The sequence below is a fragment of the Nocardia sp. BMG51109 genome (assembly GCF_000526215.1).
Taxonomy (GTDB): domain Bacteria; phylum Actinomycetota; class Actinomycetes; order Mycobacteriales; family Mycobacteriaceae; genus Nocardia.
Map to the genome: position 1 here is coordinate 7,950,537 of NZ_JAFQ01000004.1, position 16,039 is coordinate 7,966,575.

Consider the following 16,039-nt stretch of genomic DNA (forward strand, 5'->3'; position numbering starts at 1 on the left):
GTGCAGGCTGATGAAGTTCAGCTGCCGGTGACGCAGTTGTGCCCGGCGCAGGCGCTGACTCCACGACATCGAACCGGGCTTATTCCGGTTTGTATCCAGTCAGCGGCGTACCAGCGCCAGCACGTCATCGCGGATCCTGGCCATGGTGTCGGCGTCCGGGGCTTCGACGTTCAGCCGGAGTAGTGGCTCGGTGTTGGAGGGGCGGAGGTTGAACCAGGCTCCGCCGTCCAGGCTCACGGTCAGCCCGTCGAGGCGGTCGGTTTCGGCGCCGACGTACTTCTCTTCGATCTCGGCGAGAGTGCCCGGCACGTCGGCGACTTCGGAGTTGATCTCACCACTGGCGACGTAGCGAGTGTATTCGGCGACCAGTGCGGACAAGGGTTTGTCGGTGGTGCCGAGCGCGGCCAGCATATGCATCGCCGCCAGCGTCCCGGTGTCGGCACGCCAGAAGTCGCGGAAGTAGTAGTGGCCGGAGTGCTCACCTCCGAACACTGCATCTCGTTCGGCCATAAGGGCTTTCATGAAGGTGTGCCCGACGCGGGCGCGAGCCGGAACACCGCCGCGTTCGGTGACGATTTCCGACACCGCGCGGGAGGTGATCACGTTGTAGACGATCGCCGAACCGGAAACCTTCGCCAGTTCCCGGGTGGCGATCAGGGCAACGATGGCCGAGGGCGGTACCGGTATCCCCGTCTCGTCCACGAAGAAGCAGCGGTCGGCGTCGCCGTCGAATGCCAGCCCGATGTCCGCGCCGATTTCGCGGACCTTGTTCTGGAGATCGACCAGGTTCGCCGGATCCAGTGGATTCGCTTCGTGATTGGGGAACGTGCCATCGAGTTCGAAGTACAGGGGGACTACCTCGAGGGGGAGCCCGTCGAACACGATCGGCACCATGTGGCCACCCATGCCATTGGCCGCGTCCACCGCGACCTTCAGCGGCCTGATCCCGGACAGGTCCACCAGATCCCGCAGATAGTCCGCGTACGCGTGCGCGAGATCGCGGTGGGTGACAGTCCCGGGTGTCCCTGTGTAGGCGGGGATCCCGTTCTCCAACATGGTGCGGATGTCGGCCAGCCCGGTGTCCTGGCCGACCGGAGTAGCGCCGGGACGGCACAGCTTGATCCCGTTGTAGCGGGCCGGGTTGTGGCTGGCGGTGATTACCGCACCGGCCACGTTCAGGCGGCCGGCGGCGAAGTACACCAAGTCGGTGGAGCCCAGTCCGCAGTCGATGACGTCGTGCCCTTGGCTGGTGACGCCTTCGGCGAACGCCTGCGAGAACGGTTCGGACGACGGCCGCATGTCGTGCACGACCGCAACCGTGGTACCGACCAGCCTGGCGAACGCCGCACCGACTTCGCGCACGATGTCGGTGTCGATCTCCTCACCGACGAGTCCCCGAATGTCGTATGCCTTGATCAGCTTGGACAGGTCCCGCATATGGTGGTGCCCCCTTGTCGGATTGGTGGTCGGCCGGAAGGAAAACTACACCGTGCGCATCACTGGCAGTGAACACCGATACCCGCACTGGCAACTCGGCGAGCGCGGCACGCACGGGTTCCAAAGCATCCCATCCGACCAGTGCAAACAAGCATCCGCCGTGACCGGAGCCGGAAACTTTCGCCCCGTATGCGCCCGCATTCAGGCAGCGTGACACGCAGTCTTCGATCAGGGATGTCGAGCAGCGCACCCGGTCCCGCAGCAGCCGGTGGCCATCGTTGATCAGATCGCCGATGGCCCGGTAGTCGGGGTCTTCGGCGCGAAGTGCGGCGGCCATTTCCAACACAATATCCGGGGCGCGGTCCGCATATACCCGTACACCGGGGTCACCGGATTGGAAGCGTTCACGCTTGGACGCCAAAACCTGTGCGGTCGAGTGCCTTTGACCGGTATCTATCAGCACGATCGGGATGCTGATGGCGTCGATCAGTTTCGCAGTGTGAGGCCGCTGGCCGGGGAACACTTGCCGCACGCCGCCGTACGTGCAAGCCATGAAGTCCATCCACCCGGCACCCGTTTTCAATTCGATGGATTCAGCGCGAAATGCCATGGCAGCGACCACGTCCGGACGCGGTAGGGCGCGATCTCCGGTCAGCAACAGAGCTGCGGTCGCTGCGACGGTCACTGCGGCACTGGAGGAAACACCTGCGGCGATAGGCAGTTCGGTGGACGATGCCACCAGTGTGCCCGAAAGTCGGCCACCACAGCGACGTTCCACCACCCGCACGGACGCTTGCAGGTGATCCAACTCGTCGCCGACGTAGGCACCGAGCTGTTCCACCGTCGTTGCGCGGGACATCCACAACGGTGCGCAGGCACGCAGCTCGACCGGGCCGGGCTGCTGGCTGGAGTACACGGTCACGGTGGTACGCAACGGGATCGCCGACACGATCGATGGATCGCCGGTCATCCAGTCCAGCGACTCCCCCGCAAGGCAGATTCGGCCCGGTGCCGACGCAGTAACTGAATGGCCGATGTGCTGCATCACAGCCTCGTTTCCGGCAGCCGTTGCGTACAGGAGCGGCACGCAGGCGACAGCGACCAGTCCGCTGAAGCGTGCGCGCTGCGGTAGGCGTCCATCTGCGGCGAGGACCACAGCTGCCGGAATGTCGACCGGGCGAGATCGCCGACCACGTAGCGGGCGTGGCTTGCCGATTCCGGGTAGACGCAGCAACACATTTTCATTCGGCCGCGGTAGTCGATAGTCGCACTGGTGGCCGTCATCAAGCACGGCGCGGTCCGCACTGTCACAGCCAACGGCAACGTGGTCACCGAGCCGCCGCGGTTGTTGTAGGTGTCGAGGATCTGCGGCGAGATGATCTCTATACGGAGTTTCCCGGTTTCGGCCTCGGCCGCAAGCCCCTGGCGGACGGTTCGGAATTGCCAGGGGTACCGGTCGGTGAGCCCGGCTTGCCGCAGCCATTTCTGGATCGCGCCGAACGAGGCCGGCGTGTCCGCGCGGTGGGGGTACCGGGTGATGCGGAGGTATTCGACACCCACGTCGACCAGGCGGTCGAACAGGTCGCGCCGCAGCACATCACCGTTGCTGTATATCGCCGGTTTGGTATCCGGGACGCGACGGACGGCGTAGTCGATTTCATCGGTCAGGCGCCCGTTCAGGAGAGGTTCGTTGTAGTTGTGGAATGCCAGCCAGCCCGAGAATCCGAGGGCGCCGAGCTGATCGACGATGCTGGTGTACACGTGCCACGGCATCAGGTCTTGAGTACGCCGTACAGGATGCTCCCCGTTCGGGCACCACGTGCACGTTCGGTTGCACTTGCGTGAGGTCTCGATCTCCACATACCGCAGCAGCGATGTGGGTGCCGGGGTGGGGATTGTCAGCGTTGACGGCAAGGTTGGGCCGTCCATGTTCGTCATGACGAACTCCTCGTGATTCGAAAATTGTTGCGGGAAGGCGGTTCCGTAGACACCAGCGTCGAACGGGGTGAAGAATCGGGGAAGAGGAATCGCGTTGCCTAAGCGTTGCCGAACCGGTCAGGGTTACGGATGGGGGCGAAGGTGTCATGCTTGTGACAGGTGAAATGCTGAGAACGGCCCGAGAGGGAGCGGGAGTTTCACTGCGCGAGATGGCTCGGCGTATCTTCGTCGACAAGGGTTACCTGAGCAGAATCGAACGGGCCGCCAGCCCACCTGAGCATGTTGTCGAGAAGTACGAGGACGAGCTGGGTATGGACATTCGCCGTAGAACCCTGCTGGGTAGCTTGGCCGCGAGCACTGTCGTGCCCGGCCTGCTGACCGACGCTGTGCGGCGCACGTTCGAGGAAGACGCAGTGCCGCTCACCTTGGACGGGTGGGTGGAACGGATGGAGCAGCACGCTGCCGACTGCATGACCGTCGGCGCCGCCGAGATGCAGCAGCGGATCGCCGCAGACCTGATCGCGATCCGGCCCCAGCTGATCGACCCGCGCCTGTGGGCGGTCGCCGCCCGGTTGATGGTGCTGCATGGCGCACCGCTGATCGACGTCGCCGACGCGGACAAGACGGCACGCTGGTATCAGGCCGCTGTCACCGCTGCCGACCGATCCCTGGACACCCCAACGCGGATTTGGGTGCGCGGCCGGTCCGCGCTGAGCATGGCTCACCCGACCTCGGCCCTGTCCGCCTGCCGCCAGCACGCCGCCGAGGCCGCCCAACTCTCCGACGCTCCGAGCGTCGGCCGGCTCATGGCATTGGTGTCGCTGGCCAACGCGTACGCCTTGGGAGGCAATGCATCGGCGGCTCGCAGCTCCCTGGATGAGGCACGAACCGTGTTCGACACAGTCGGTACCACCGATGCGGTATCGGACTACACGATGCCGGAATGGCGCATGTACGTGGACACTTCGCTGGTGTTGTCGAGGCTCGGCGACCACCACGCCGACGCCGTGCAGGCCGAAGCCACCCGAACCATGCCCGCCCGGTTCGCCCGGTTCGCAACCCACCTGAAGATCCATCAGGGTTTGGCGATCGCGAAAGCGGGTGACTGCACCGAAGGTGTCGCACACGCACGAGAGGCGTTGGCAGAGTTGCCCGCCGACCGGCACAGCGTTGCCCTGCGCCGCCTCTACAACGAGGTCTCCACCGCTGATAGAGCGGTAGGCAACGCCTAGGCAACGCGCAAACGGTTCCCGGTCACCCGTTCGACCCATAGCGTCGAATCTGCACCCGATGCGTCTGGTTCCTTGCAGCTCAGGGACCGGGGATGATCGATGGTCCTGACGCCCGTTCGCCGGCCGACTTCGGCTCGCCCCCCGCGCCGCGGTGCTCCCCCATCACCGATGTGAGGCGAGGACCCATGGACCAGCGAGCACCGTCGGACACACCTGTAGGCCGGTGCGTGTACTACCGGAAAGTATGCGATCTGCCAGCACACTTGAGACCGGAACTCGGGCGCATCTTCGTGACAGCCGAGACGGTGTGGGGGCTGACCATGCCGTCGGTGCTCGGGCAACGGGTGAAAACCGATCTCCGGGGCCGGGACGTGGAGATTGGGCCGATCGTTTCCCACCCTCGATCGAAACGGTGGACGTACCTCATTCGCCCTGACCTACCGGACGAAGTGCGGTTGTTCGCAGAACTGTTCCGGCTCAATGTATCGGTGGTCCGGACCGGCGGCGAGATCGCGCTACCGTCACCCGCCGATCACCAGTACGGGTTCAGGACCTGGGTCGAGCGACCTACCGACAGCTACCGTCCTTCCGGTCTGATCGTGGTCGATTCGATCCGCCGCCTGACGCAACCGGGCACGAACCGGAAATCGCTGCGGCACAATGCGCTACCTCAGCAGTGATCACATGGATGCCCAGTACTCGCCGCGGCCCCGGGAGATCGACATCCATTTGAGTGTCCATCTCGCCAATGTGCAGTTGGATTTCGCCGCCTGCGTTACGGCGGCGCGCGGATTCGTCGACGATTGGGAAACGTACCGCTACTTCGAAGCCGTCGACGTCATCGACACCAATACCGCGGGTTTGCCGCGGCTCCCGAACGAACGACTGTTCCTCGACCGATAGAACCAGGAGAACCATGGTCGAACTTCCGACATCGGATCAAGTGCTCGCCGCAATGGACCGCGATATCCCTACCGCCCACCCGCACGAGCGGATCCTGGCGTGCGCGTTCGTGTTGGCGTGGCTTGGCGCGTTGTACACGCCGCGTGCGGTCATGACCGAACAAGGCGAATTCGCCGACACCGTGCTGAAGCGGCTCGAACTCGACCTCGGTCTGCTGCTGCGCGACGCCGTGATCAGTCGCGCCGAAGAACTGACCGGCAACTCCGCATTGGCGATGGCTATCGATCAGATGGCCATCGATTTTGCTCACTGGCAGAGCACATTTCGGTGCCACGCACGCCGATCCGAGATGGCCCAGGCCGAGGAACGGCTCAGCCATGCGCGCCGCGACTACGACCTGATCGCGCGGCAGGATAACCAGGCCGCTGACAGCCGCGGCACCGGGGAGAGCGGGATCACGGAGTGATCGCAGGGAAATGGCTGCGCTGCAACGAAACCCAGGACAGGAATGAACATCATCATGGTCAAGAGCCCGCAGTGAACATCGGAGCCGACTGATGGGTGTATACGTTCTTGGGCCACCGGTGTCGGGTCCGGGACCGGTGCCGGATGCGGGCCAGCTCCTGCGGGTGTTCGCCGGCGCCGACAATCCAACGAATGTGGTGCTGCGATTGGCACTCTCGGCTATAGGCGTCTACCGGCATCTTTACGAGATGTTGGAGACGGGCCGAGATGTCCAGCGGGAGGTGGATGAGGCTCTGGCCGTGTTGTGCCTACAGATCAACCGTGAGGTTGAGGCCATTCTCGCCAACGGTCCGAATCCGGCACCCGGCGCACCGGACGCCCCCGACACATACGGGGACATGGTGGTGGACTTGGCATGTCGGTATGTCCGGTTGTGGTGGTTGCAGAGCAGGAAGGCGGATGTCTCCCGCGCCCAGCACGACTTGAGTAACCAGATCGAAGCCGTCGACGCTCTGGTTGCCGACATCCAGGCGGGCCGTGTCCGCCTACGTCTTCCGGACCGACCAGAGTCGACTTCGGTCCGGCAGCCGGGACATAGCGGCCGTCGAGCTTGGTGAGACACATGGCCTTGCCACGGACGCTGGACCAGCAGGCGGTCGGCATCGGGATCTCGCGGGGTGGGTGCGCCCGCCCCGAAGCCCGCAAGGCTTACGTGTCGGATAGCCACTCGCAGAGCGGTGACCCGGGTACCAACGGGATTGGTGTACCGAACTCTCCCGGGTCGTCTGAGCTACCGCCTACGATGGAGACACCGGTACACGAGGAAAGGCCGTGGCGGCATGGGGGTTGCGGAGTTCGACGACAAAGGCCGCCTTCGGCGGGTTACGGTGAAAGTCACCGGCGGGACACCGAAGGAAGTCCAGAAAGCATACGAGCGGGCGTTCCGATCAACGGTGAACGCTGCGAGGCGGAGATCGCCTTGGGCCTCGGGATCGTTTTACCTAGCCGCTGCTCTGATTCTGCTGGCTGTGCTGTTGGCGATCGCACGGCTGGCACCGGTGTGGGCGGTACCGGCGGTCATCGTCGGAGCGGTGTTGCTGGTGTCCGTGGTCGGCGCTTTCCAACTCCGGCAGGATGATGCCCTCAGCGAGTACGGCTTCCTCACCTTGATGGTTGCCGCCCTGGGTAAACTGCCGAGACTGATACGCCCAGGCAAACAGGGCAGCGTAGCACCGACCGACACCGACTCGGCGGAGACAGTAAGCGATCAGGAGAGGTGGCCAGCGGACGAAGCGTAACGCTCAACTCGTCCCGGCCCTTCGGGCGGCTACCGTACCTGGCGTGCCTCCCCGACCACGACTACCCCGGCTGCCGGAGCTGACGCCGCCGGCCGAACCTCGCCGGGGCTATACGCAGCTAGAGATTCTGGACGAATTGCGGCGGCTGATTCTGCAAGGGCATCTGCCGCCGGGGACCGGGCTGCCGTTGCGGGAATTCACGCGGCGGTTCGATGTCAGTGCCATTCCGGTGCGTGAGTCGTTGCAGACGCTGATCGGTGAGGGGCTGGTCGAGCATCGGACGAACTTCGGTTATACCGTTACTCAGCTTACCGCTGCCGAGCTGCGTGAACTCTATGTGGTGCGGGAACGGCTGGAATCCACCGCGTTGGCGGCCGCCGTTCGCAGTGCCACCGCCGAGGATCATCGCGTCGCCGCCGAGTCGCACGCTCGGCTGGAACAGGCAGTGCTCGACGACGACCCGGCGGCCTATCATCGCGAGACGCGCACCTTCCACCTGGCGCTGACCCGGCCCTCCGGGATGGCGCGGCTGGTGCACATGCTCGAATACGCCTGGAACATCACCGAACCCGTGCAGCCGATGGTGCACGTGAGTGCTGCCGAGCGGGCCGTGCTGCACGCCGATCACAGCCGTCAGCTCGCGGCGTTCCTCGCCGGGGATGCCGAGGCGCTGCTGGCGGCCACCGAACAGCATCACGCCCGGCTCAACCACGTCGTCTCCGGTCTGCCGACCGATACCGGGCTCTTCGCGGAGGCTCCCACCTCGAAAGATATATAGTTCTCGCAACAAGCAGGCAATACCGGCTCGTTAACGTCGTCCGAATCACGTTTCACCCGCCGCCGCGGGACCGATCGATCGGATGTGCGACATGACCGAGACCGCCGCACCGGCGCTCGCGACGGGGGCTGCCGCCCCGCCGAGCACCGCCTCGAACCCCGACAGCACCTCGAACCCCGACAGCACCTCGAACCCCGATTACGACCCCCGCCTCACCAACGAGGACCTGGCGCCGCTGCGCAAGCAGACCTGGGGCGTCTACAACATCTTCGCGTTCTGGATGTCGGACGTGCACAGCGTCGGCGGCTACGTCACCGCGGGCAGCTTGTTCGCGCTCGGGCTGGCCAGCTGGCAGGTGCTCGTCGCGCTGGTGGCGGGCATCGCCATCGTCAACCTGTTCTGCAATCTGGTCGCCAAGCCGAGCCAGCGCGCGGGCGTGCCGTATCCGGTGATCTGCCGCAGCGCGTTCGGGGTGCTGGGCGCCAATATTCCGGCGATAATCCGCGGCCTGATCGCGGTGGCCTGGTACGGCATTCAGACCTTCCTGGCCTCGGCGGCGCTGGATGTGGTGCTGATCAAGCTGTTTCCCGGACTGGCTCCGTACGCGGAGGTCGACAATTACGGATTCCTCGGGCTGTCGGCGCTGGGCTGGGGCAGCTACCTGATCCTGTGGGTACTGCAGGCGTGCGTGTTCTGGCGCGGCATGGAATCCATCCGCAAGTTCATCGACTTCTGCGGTCCCGCAGTGTATGTCGTGATGTTCGCGCTGTGCGGCTACCTCATCGCCGAGGCCGGATGGGGCGCGATCGACCTGAACCTGTCCACCGTCACGCACCACGGCTGGTCGGCGGTGCCGGTGATGCTGGGCGCGATAGCGCTGGTGGTGTCGTACTTCTCCGGGCCGATGCTGAACTTCGGCGACTTCTCCCGGTACGGCCGGTCGTTCGCCGCGGTCAAGCGCGCCAACCTGCTCGGGCTGCCGGTCAACTTCCTGGTGTTCTCGCTGCTGGTGGTGATCACCGCGTCGCTGACGCTGCCGGTATACGGCGAGCTGATCACCGATCCGGTGCAGACCGTCGCCCGCATCGACAACACCTTCGCGATAGTGCTGGGCGCGTTGACATTCGCGATCGCCACCATCGGCATCAACATCGTCGCGAACTTCGTCTCCCCCGCGTTCGACTTCTCGAACGTGAATCCGCAGAAGATCAGCTGGCGGGCCGGCGGCATGATCGCCGCGGTCGGCTCGCTGGTCATCACGCCGTGGAACCTCTACAACAACCCCGACGTCATCCACTACACGCTGGAAACGCTGGGCGCCTTCATCGGCCCGCTGTTCGGCGTGCTGATCGCCGACTACTACCTGGTGCGCAAGCAGCGCGTGGTGGTCGACGACCTGTTCACGATGTCCCCGGACGGCACCTACTGGTACCGCAAGGGCTACAATCCGGCCGCGATCGCCGCGACCGCCGTCGGCGCCGTATTCGCGATGTTCCCGGTGGTGACCTCCGGCCATCTCACCGGCATGTACACCGCGGCGCAGTACAGCTGGTTCATCGGCTGCGGGCTGGGCCTGCTCTGTTATCGGGTGCTGGCGACCACCGGGCCGCTGCGCATTCCCGCCCTCTCCGAAACCTCCGTGCCCTCCGAAAATCATTGAGGAATATGAGAATTCGTGTAATCAACCCGAACACCACCGCCGCCATGACCGCGGTCATCGACGAGTGCGCGCGGTCCGTGGCCGCCCCCGGCACGCGGATCGAATCGGTGACCTCGAGCATGGGGCCGGCCTCGATCGAGAGCCATTACGACGAGGCGCTGTCCGTGCCCGGACTGCTGGCCGAGATCGCGCGCGGCGAGGCCGAGGGCGCGGACGGCTACGTCGTCGCCTGCTTCGGCGATCCCGGTTTGTATGCCGCGCGCGAGCTGGCGCGCGGTCCGGTGATCGGCATCGCCGAGGCGGCCATGCATACCGCGAGCCACCTCGGGCGCGGCTTCAGCGTCGTCACGACGCTGGCCCGCACCGTCGGCCAGGCCACAGATCTGACGGAACGCTATGGGATGCAACGGTTCTGCCTCGGCATCCACGCCACCGACATCCCGGTCCTGGAACTGGAGGATCCGAAGGTGCGCACGTCGATCGCCGACGCCTGCCGCGCCGCGGTGACCGCCGACGGCTCGGACGCGATCGTGCTCGGCTGCGCCGGCATGGCGGACCTGTGCGACTACCTGACCGACGAGACCGGCGTGCCGGTCGTCGACGGCGTCGCCGCGGCCACGCTGTCGGTCCAGTCCCTGGTCACCCTCGGCCTGCGCAAGTCCGGCCGCGGCGAGTTCGCGACACCCTTGCCCAAGCACTACACCGGACTACTGTCGGACTTCGGCACAGCATGAATCCCGGCCGAAGGTATGCCGGTACGGAACATATCGGCTCGATGAGCGAGGAGGTGCGGGCGTGACCCTGCCACCGGAGTACCTGGCCGCCGTCACGGTGCGGCTGCGGGACGTCGACGCCGAGCTGGCGCGCGACTATCCGGGCGACCGGCACGGGCAGCCCGTGCACACCGCGTACGTGTGCGCCGCCGACGCCGGCAAGGATCTGCCGCACGAATGGGGTGCGGCGGCTGCGGAACTCGCCGATCGCCACGCCGGCGTGCTGACCGAACTGGGCGGCGCCGATGTGCTCGCCCGGGTCCGGGACACCCTGGCGCAGCGGCCGATTCAGGACCTGCGGCTGGACTTCGAGGACGGCTACGGCACCCGGGGCGACGAGGCCGAGGACCGGGACGCGCTGCGCGCCGGGCAGGTTCTCGCGGCACTGCCCGCGGAGGTGTTCTCTCGCGGCATCCGGATCAAGGGCCTGACCGGCGCCGAGCACCGCCGCGCGATCGGCACGCTGGAACGGGTCCTCGAGGGCGCCGGGGGCGTGCCGCACGGTTTCGTGTTCACGGTGCCGAAGATTCGCGCCGCCGAGCAGGTGGACATCGCGGTGGGACTGTGCGAGGCGCTCGAGTCGGCACACGGATTGCCTTCCGGTGCTTTACGTTTCGAGTTACAGATCGAGAGCCCGCAGGCGGTGGTGGCGGCCGACGGCTCCGCCACCGTGGCGCGGGCGATCCACCGCGCCGCCGGCCGATGCAGCGGATTGCATTACGGCACCTACGATTACAGCGCCGCGTGCGGGATCGCCCCGCAGTTCCAGTCGCTGGAGCATCCGGTCGCCGATCACGCCAAGGCGGTGATGCAGGCCGCGGCCGCGCAGACCGGGGTCTGGGTGTGCGACGGCTCCACCCAGGTGGCGCCGGTCGGCACCGACGCCGAGGTCGCCGCGGCAGTGTCGCGGCACTTCCGGCTGGTCACGCGGTCGCTGGAACACGGCTACTACCAGGGCTGGGACATGCATCCCGGACACCTGGTCACCCGCTGGCTGGCCACGTTCGCCTTCTTCCGCGGCGCGCTGGCCGCCGCCGCGCCGCGCATCGACCGCTACCTGCGACGCCGGGGCGGCGCCGTGGTCGACGAACCGGCCACCGCGCAGGCGCTGGCCACGGTCGTGCTGCGCGGACTCGACTGCGGCGCCTTCGAACCCGACGACGTCACGGCGACGGCCCCGGCCGCCACCGTCGACGTCCTCACCCAGTTGAGAGAAAGGAAACTACCGACACTGTGAGTACCGGAAGCGATTCGGACAGCGTTGTGCCCGCCGAATTCACCCTCCTGCCCGATCTCGCCGTGCGCTCGCTGGGCGGCGCCGTCGTCTGGGCCGACGACGAGTCGTTCGCGGAGAAGGAGAACCTGATCCGGCCGGAGGCGCCGACCTTCTCGACCGAGACCTTCGGTCACAAGGGCAAGGTCTACGACGGCTGGGAGACGCGGCGACGGCGACGGCCCGGTGGCGCCGCGCCCGCCGCCGACGACTGCGACGCGGCGATCGTGCGGCTCGGCGCGCCCGGCGTCATCCGGGGCGTGGTCGTCGATACCGCGTGGTTCAAGGGCAACTATCCGCCCGAGGTGTCGGTGGAGGCGATCGCGCTCGCGGGCTACCCGACCGCCGACCGGGTCGCGGCCGCGACCGGCTGGACCACGATCGTCGGCCGCGCCAAGGTCGACGGCGACACCGCCAACGCCTTTCCGGCCGATTCCGAGCAACGCTTCACCCACGTGCGGCTGCGCATGTTCCCGGACGGCGGCGTGGCGCGCCTGCGCGTGCACGGCGAGGCGAAACCCGATCTGCGCTGGCTCGATTCGGGCCCGTTCGATCTGGCCGGGCTGGAGAACGGCGGCCGCGTGGTGGACTGCTCCGATCGCTTCTACTCGTCGCCGCAGAATCTGCTGCTGCCCGACCGTCCGCGGATCATGGGCGAGGGCTGGGAGACCGCGCGGCGGCGCGGCGGCGGCAACGACTGGGTGCGGGTGCGGCTGGCCGGCGAGGGCGTGCTCACGATGGTCGAGATCGACACCTCCTACTTCCTGTTCAACAGCCCGGGCGCGGCGCGGCTGACCGGCATCCGCGCCGACGGCGGCGAGGTCGAACTGCTCGCGCGCACCGAACTGTTGCCCGACACCCGGCACCGGTTCCCCGTCGAGGTGACCGAACCGGTGACCGAGGTGCGGCTCGACGTGTACCCGGACGGCGGGTTCGCGCGGCTGCGGGTCTTCGGGACGCTGACCGACGCCGCCCGGGACGCGCTACGGGCCGAGCCGGTGTTCGGCGCCCTCGCCGACGAGGCGCTGGACCAGTTGCGCGACGGGCATGAGTGACCGTGCCCGGACGAAACCTCCGGCGCGGCAGTCGATCCGGCGCGCTCGCCGGTACGGCGTGAGCGGTCGGGTCCGCGGCACGAGCGACGGGCTCGGCGGCGGCAGCCTGCGTAACCACGGACTGCTCCCATCCGGTCCTGCACCGGCGGAGCGTCACCGGGGAGGACCCCACATGCCTCGAAAGGACACACCATGAGCTTCCTGAGTCAACCCCTGTGCGGCGATGGGCTGTTCGATGCAGCAGGGATGGCACCCTGGTGAGCGACTTCGACGTGTACCCGCGCGACATGGTCGGTTACGGCCCCACTCCGCCGCACCCGCACTGGCCCGGCGAGGCCCGCATCGCGGTGCAGTTCGTGCTCAACTACGAGGAGGGCGGCGAGAACTGCGTCCTCGACGGCGACGAGGGCTCGGAGACGTTCCTCTCCGATATCGTTCCGGCACAGGCGTTTCCGAACCGGCACATGAGCATGGAGACGCTGTACGAGTACGGTTCGCGGGCCGGGTTGTGGCGGGTGCTGCGGGCGTTCGAATCTCGCGGCATTCCGCTGACCGTCTTCGCCATCGCCCGTGCGCTGGAACGTAACCCGGAGGCGGTGGCGGCGTTCCGGCGGCTGGACTACGAGATCGCCTGTCACGGCCTACGCTGGCTCTCCTATCAGATGGTCGACGCGGAGACCGAGCGGCAGCACATGGCCGAGGCGGTGCGGATCATCACCAAGTTGTTCGGTGAGCCGCCGCGCGGCTGGTACACCGGCCGCGATTCGCCGCAGACCCGCGAGCTGGTCGTCGAACACGGCGGCTTCACCTACGACGCCGACTCCTACGCCGACGACCTGCCGTACTGGGTCACGGTGCGGGGCCGGGACCACCTGGTGGTGCCGTACACGTTGGAGGCCAACGACATGCGGTTCTCCTCCCCCGCCGGCTTCGCCAACGGCGACGAGTTCTTCGGCTATCTCAAGGACGCCTTCGACCTGCTCTACGCCGAGGGCGCGGCGGGATCGCCGAAGATGCTGTCGGTGGGACTGCACTGCCGTCTGGCGGGCCGCCCGGCGCGAGCGGCGGCACTCGGCCGTTTCCTCGACTACGTGCAGTCGCACGACAAGGTGTGGCTGGCCCGGCGCATCGATATCGCCGAGCACTGGGCGAAAGTGCATCCGCCGCACTGAGTACCGGCGCCGGAGTCGACCGCACGTCCCGCTGCACCGGAGACCGAGACGTCCGGCGGAATCTCGGTACGTCACGGGTGATGCGCGGCCACCGAAGCGGGTTCGTCGTGTCCGATCAGGCCGGGCCGCCGCCGAATTCGAACGAATTGCCGTCCGGGTCGCGGAAGATCGCCTTGCGCGCGCCGTTGTCGAGGGTCTCGCGCTCGGCGGGTTCCAGCCCCCGCTCGGCGATCTCGGCGAGCCGGGTGTCGAAATCGTCCACGAACAGCAGATGGACGGCGTGCCCGGCGTCCTCGGGCCGCACGACGATGTAGACGTACTGATGCTCGCCGAGCTGCCACACCGCCTCGATGTCGTTGGGCAGGAACGACGGCGGGGCACCCAGGAACCTCTCGTACCAGGAGGCCGATCTCGCGTAGTCGCGCACGGGAACGCCCGCGAACAGGTCCGATGTCATGCGGTCATGTTAAGCCGGTGCGCCGCTGTCACATACCGCCGCGCTCACATTCCGTTGCGCTCGACCAGCGGCGCCGGATACACCTCCGCCGGCACCCGGCCCGCCACGGGCGGTGCACCCGCGCGCCCCGGCAGATGCGCGAGTTCCGGCACCCGGCGGCGGACGTACTCGCCGCCGGGATCGTATCGATCGGGCGGCGTGACACGTTCACCGCACGCTATCCCTGGCGCTCCAGGCGTTCCAGGGCCACGGCCCGGCGCATGGACTCGCGGGCGCGGGTGCGGTCGCCGGCGTAGTCGTAGGCGCGGGCGGCTCGGTAGTTGGTGCGCCAGTTCTCGGGGTCCGCCTCCCATTCCTTGCGGACCTCCTCGAACAGGGCCTCGGCGGCGGCCTTCTCGATGCGGCCGGACGGGCGGCGCGGCAGGTCGGAGACGTCGAGTTCGTTGCCTTCCTCGTGCATGCGCCGGGCGAGCCGCTGGTGGGCGAGGGCGGCCCGCAGGCTGGTGGCGACGATCCAGACACCGAGGATCGGCAGGATCAGCACGCCGATTCCTATGGCCACGGCCGCGACCTCGCCGGACCCGATCAGCTCGATCGCGATCCGGCCGAGCAGCACGAAGTAGAAGGCCAGCGCCAGGACCAGGAAGGCGACGAAGGCGACCTTGACGAGCACCTGGCGCCGGGTGTCATCACCGCTCACGATGTCACCTCGCCGGCGCTCGCCGCCACCGTGCGCGAGGCGCGCTGTGTCATTGGTTCGCTCGCAAGCTCGCTCACGACGCCCGCCCACCCGACAATGTCTGTGCCGCAAGCGATCTGCCCGGGTGCCCGCTCACAGGTCCAGCAGCGGATCGAGGCCGACCGTGAGGCCCGGGCGGGTGCCGATCTGCCGCACGCCGAGCAGGACACCCGGCGCGAAGGACGAGCGGTCCAGCGAATCGTGCCGGATGGTCAGCGTCTCCCCCTGGGTTCCGAACAGCACCTCCTGATGCGCGACGAGGCCGGCCAGCCGCACGGAGTGCACCCGCACCCCGTCGACGCTCGCGCCGCGGGCACCGTCCAGCTCGGTGGTGGTGGCATCGGGGCTCGGGCCGGCGCCCGCCGCCTTGCGGGCCTCGGCGATGACGCCGGCCGTCCGGTACGCCGTCCCCGACGGCGCGTCGGCCTTGTTCGGATGATGCAGCTCGATGACCTCCGCCGACTCGAACCACCGCGCGGCCTGCTCGGCGAACCGCATGGACAGCACCGCACCGATCGCGAAGTTCGGCGCGATCAGCACCCCGACCTCCGGTTTCCCGGCCAGCCAGCCGCGCACCTCGCCCAGCCGGGCCTCGTCGAATCCGGTGGTGCCGACCACGGCGTGAATACCGTGCTCCACCAGCCATCGCAGGTTCGGCATCACCACATCGGGATGGGTGAAGTCGACGACCGCCTGGGCGCCGGCCTCGGCGAACGCCGTCAGCTCGTCGTCCTTGTCGACCTGCGCGACCAGTTCCAGATCGTCGGCCGCCTCGACGGCCGCGCAGATCGCCTGCCCGACCCTGCCGTGCGCACCGAGCACACCCACCCGGATCCGGTTCGCCGTCACCCTGAACTCC

At 67.3% G+C, this 16,039-nt stretch carries 18 protein-coding genes and 1 pseudogene; 13 read left to right on the forward strand and 6 right to left on the reverse strand.

Features of this window, described 5'->3' with window-relative positions:
* Positions 1–99: 99 nt before the first annotated feature.
* The 3 genes from D892_RS0137450 to D892_RS0137460 are packed head-to-tail and all read right to left on the reverse strand — an operon-like array spanning position 100 to position 3,375.
* Entirely contained in the window at positions 100–1,437 is a 1,338-nt protein-coding gene (locus tag D892_RS0137450; protein WP_024806162.1) for a phosphomannomutase/phosphoglucomutase, read from the reverse strand.
* Entirely contained in the window at positions 1,382–2,482 is a 1,101-nt protein-coding gene (locus D892_RS0137455) for a mevalonate kinase (protein ID WP_084161383.1), read from the reverse strand. The genes D892_RS0137450 and D892_RS0137455 overlap by 56 nt, the downstream gene beginning before the upstream one ends.
* Positions 2,482–3,375: a radical SAM/SPASM domain-containing protein gene (locus tag D892_RS0137460; protein ID WP_084161384.1), complete on the reverse strand. Its 894-nt coding sequence runs from the start codon at positions 3,373–3,375 to the stop codon at positions 2,482–2,484. The genes D892_RS0137455 and D892_RS0137460 overlap by 1 nt, the downstream gene beginning before the upstream one ends.
* A gap of 164 nt (positions 3,376–3,539) precedes the next feature.
* Between D892_RS0137460 and D892_RS49900 the strand changes: the two are divergent.
* The 13 genes and pseudogenes from D892_RS49900 to puuE all read left to right on the forward strand — a co-directional run.
* Positions 3,540–3,683, forward strand: a pseudogene (locus D892_RS49900) (helix-turn-helix domain-containing protein); the annotation flags it as partial.
* 54 nt (positions 3,684–3,737) lie between these two features.
* Complete coding sequence (locus D892_RS0137470) at positions 3,738–4,607, forward strand: DNA-binding protein (RefSeq protein WP_232236261.1); 870 nt, start codon at positions 3,738–3,740, stop codon at positions 4,605–4,607.
* 305 nt (positions 4,608–4,912) lie between these two features.
* Positions 4,913–5,287, forward strand: a complete 375-nt coding sequence (locus D892_RS0137475; RefSeq protein WP_232236262.1) for a DNA-directed RNA polymerase subunit beta — start codon at positions 4,913–4,915, stop codon at positions 5,285–5,287.
* 4 nt (positions 5,288–5,291) lie between these two features.
* The gene (locus D892_RS0137480; RefSeq protein ID WP_024806167.1) at positions 5,292–5,510 is read left to right on the forward strand and encodes a hypothetical protein; all 219 of its coding nucleotides are present in this window, start codon (positions 5,292–5,294) and stop codon (positions 5,508–5,510) included.
* 13 nt (positions 5,511–5,523) lie between these two features.
* Positions 5,524–5,976 carry a hypothetical protein gene (locus D892_RS0137485; protein ID WP_024806168.1) on the forward strand — a complete coding sequence of 151 codons (453 nt, stop codon included), beginning with the start codon at positions 5,524–5,526 and terminating at the stop codon, positions 5,974–5,976.
* A 91-nt stretch (positions 5,977–6,067) separates the two neighbouring features.
* Complete coding sequence (locus tag D892_RS0137490) at positions 6,068–6,592, forward strand: hypothetical protein (RefSeq protein ID WP_156959870.1); 525 nt, start codon at positions 6,068–6,070, stop codon at positions 6,590–6,592.
* 222 nt (positions 6,593–6,814) lie between these two features.
* Complete coding sequence (locus tag D892_RS47360) at positions 6,815–7,273, forward strand: hypothetical protein (RefSeq protein WP_156959871.1); 459 nt, start codon at positions 6,815–6,817, stop codon at positions 7,271–7,273.
* Positions 7,274–7,316: 43 nt separating this feature from the next.
* On the forward strand, positions 7,317–8,051 hold the full coding sequence (locus D892_RS0137500) for a GntR family transcriptional regulator (RefSeq protein ID WP_024806171.1): 735 nt from the start codon (positions 7,317–7,319) through the stop codon (positions 8,049–8,051).
* Positions 8,052–8,142: 91 nt separating this feature from the next.
* Entirely contained in the window at positions 8,143–9,711 is a 1,569-nt protein-coding gene (locus D892_RS0137505; protein WP_024806172.1) for an NCS1 family nucleobase:cation symporter-1, read from the forward strand.
* 5 nt (positions 9,712–9,716) lie between these two features.
* A complete protein-coding gene (locus D892_RS0137510; protein ID WP_024806173.1) occupies positions 9,717–10,445 on the forward strand; it encodes an aspartate/glutamate racemase family protein in 729 nt (242 codons plus the stop codon).
* A 61-nt stretch (positions 10,446–10,506) separates the two neighbouring features.
* Positions 10,507–11,721: an aldolase/citrate lyase family protein gene (locus D892_RS47365; RefSeq protein WP_024806174.1), complete on the forward strand. Its 1,215-nt coding sequence runs from the start codon at positions 10,507–10,509 to the stop codon at positions 11,719–11,721.
* Positions 11,718–12,812, forward strand: coding sequence for an allantoicase (gene alc / locus D892_RS45965; RefSeq protein ID WP_156959873.1), 1,095 nt, complete (start codon positions 11,718–11,720; stop codon positions 12,810–12,812). Before D892_RS47365 ends, alc begins: the two co-directional genes overlap by 4 nt.
* A gap of 287 nt (positions 12,813–13,099) precedes the next feature.
* Positions 13,100–13,984, forward strand: a complete 885-nt coding sequence (gene puuE, locus D892_RS0137525) for an allantoinase PuuE (RefSeq protein WP_036571289.1) — start codon at positions 13,100–13,102, stop codon at positions 13,982–13,984.
* A 115-nt stretch (positions 13,985–14,099) separates the two neighbouring features.
* On the opposite strand, the gene D892_RS0137530 is transcribed toward puuE, so the two are convergent.
* The 3 genes from D892_RS0137530 to dapB all read right to left on the reverse strand — a co-directional run bounded on the left by D892_RS0137530 (position 14,100) and on the right by dapB (position 16,029).
* Positions 14,100–14,441 (reverse strand): VOC family protein, encoded by a 342-nt coding sequence (locus D892_RS0137530; protein ID WP_024806177.1) that lies wholly within the window; start codon positions 14,439–14,441, stop codon positions 14,100–14,102.
* Positions 14,442–14,658: 217 nt separating this feature from the next.
* On the reverse strand, positions 14,659–15,141 hold the full coding sequence (locus D892_RS0137540) for a hypothetical protein (RefSeq protein WP_024806178.1): 483 nt from the start codon (positions 15,139–15,141) through the stop codon (positions 14,659–14,661).
* A 132-nt stretch (positions 15,142–15,273) separates the two neighbouring features.
* The gene (gene dapB, locus D892_RS0137545; RefSeq protein ID WP_024806179.1) at positions 15,274–16,029 is read right to left on the reverse strand and encodes a 4-hydroxy-tetrahydrodipicolinate reductase; all 756 of its coding nucleotides are present in this window, start codon (positions 16,027–16,029) and stop codon (positions 15,274–15,276) included.
* Between the last annotated feature and the right edge of the window lie 10 nt (positions 16,030–16,039).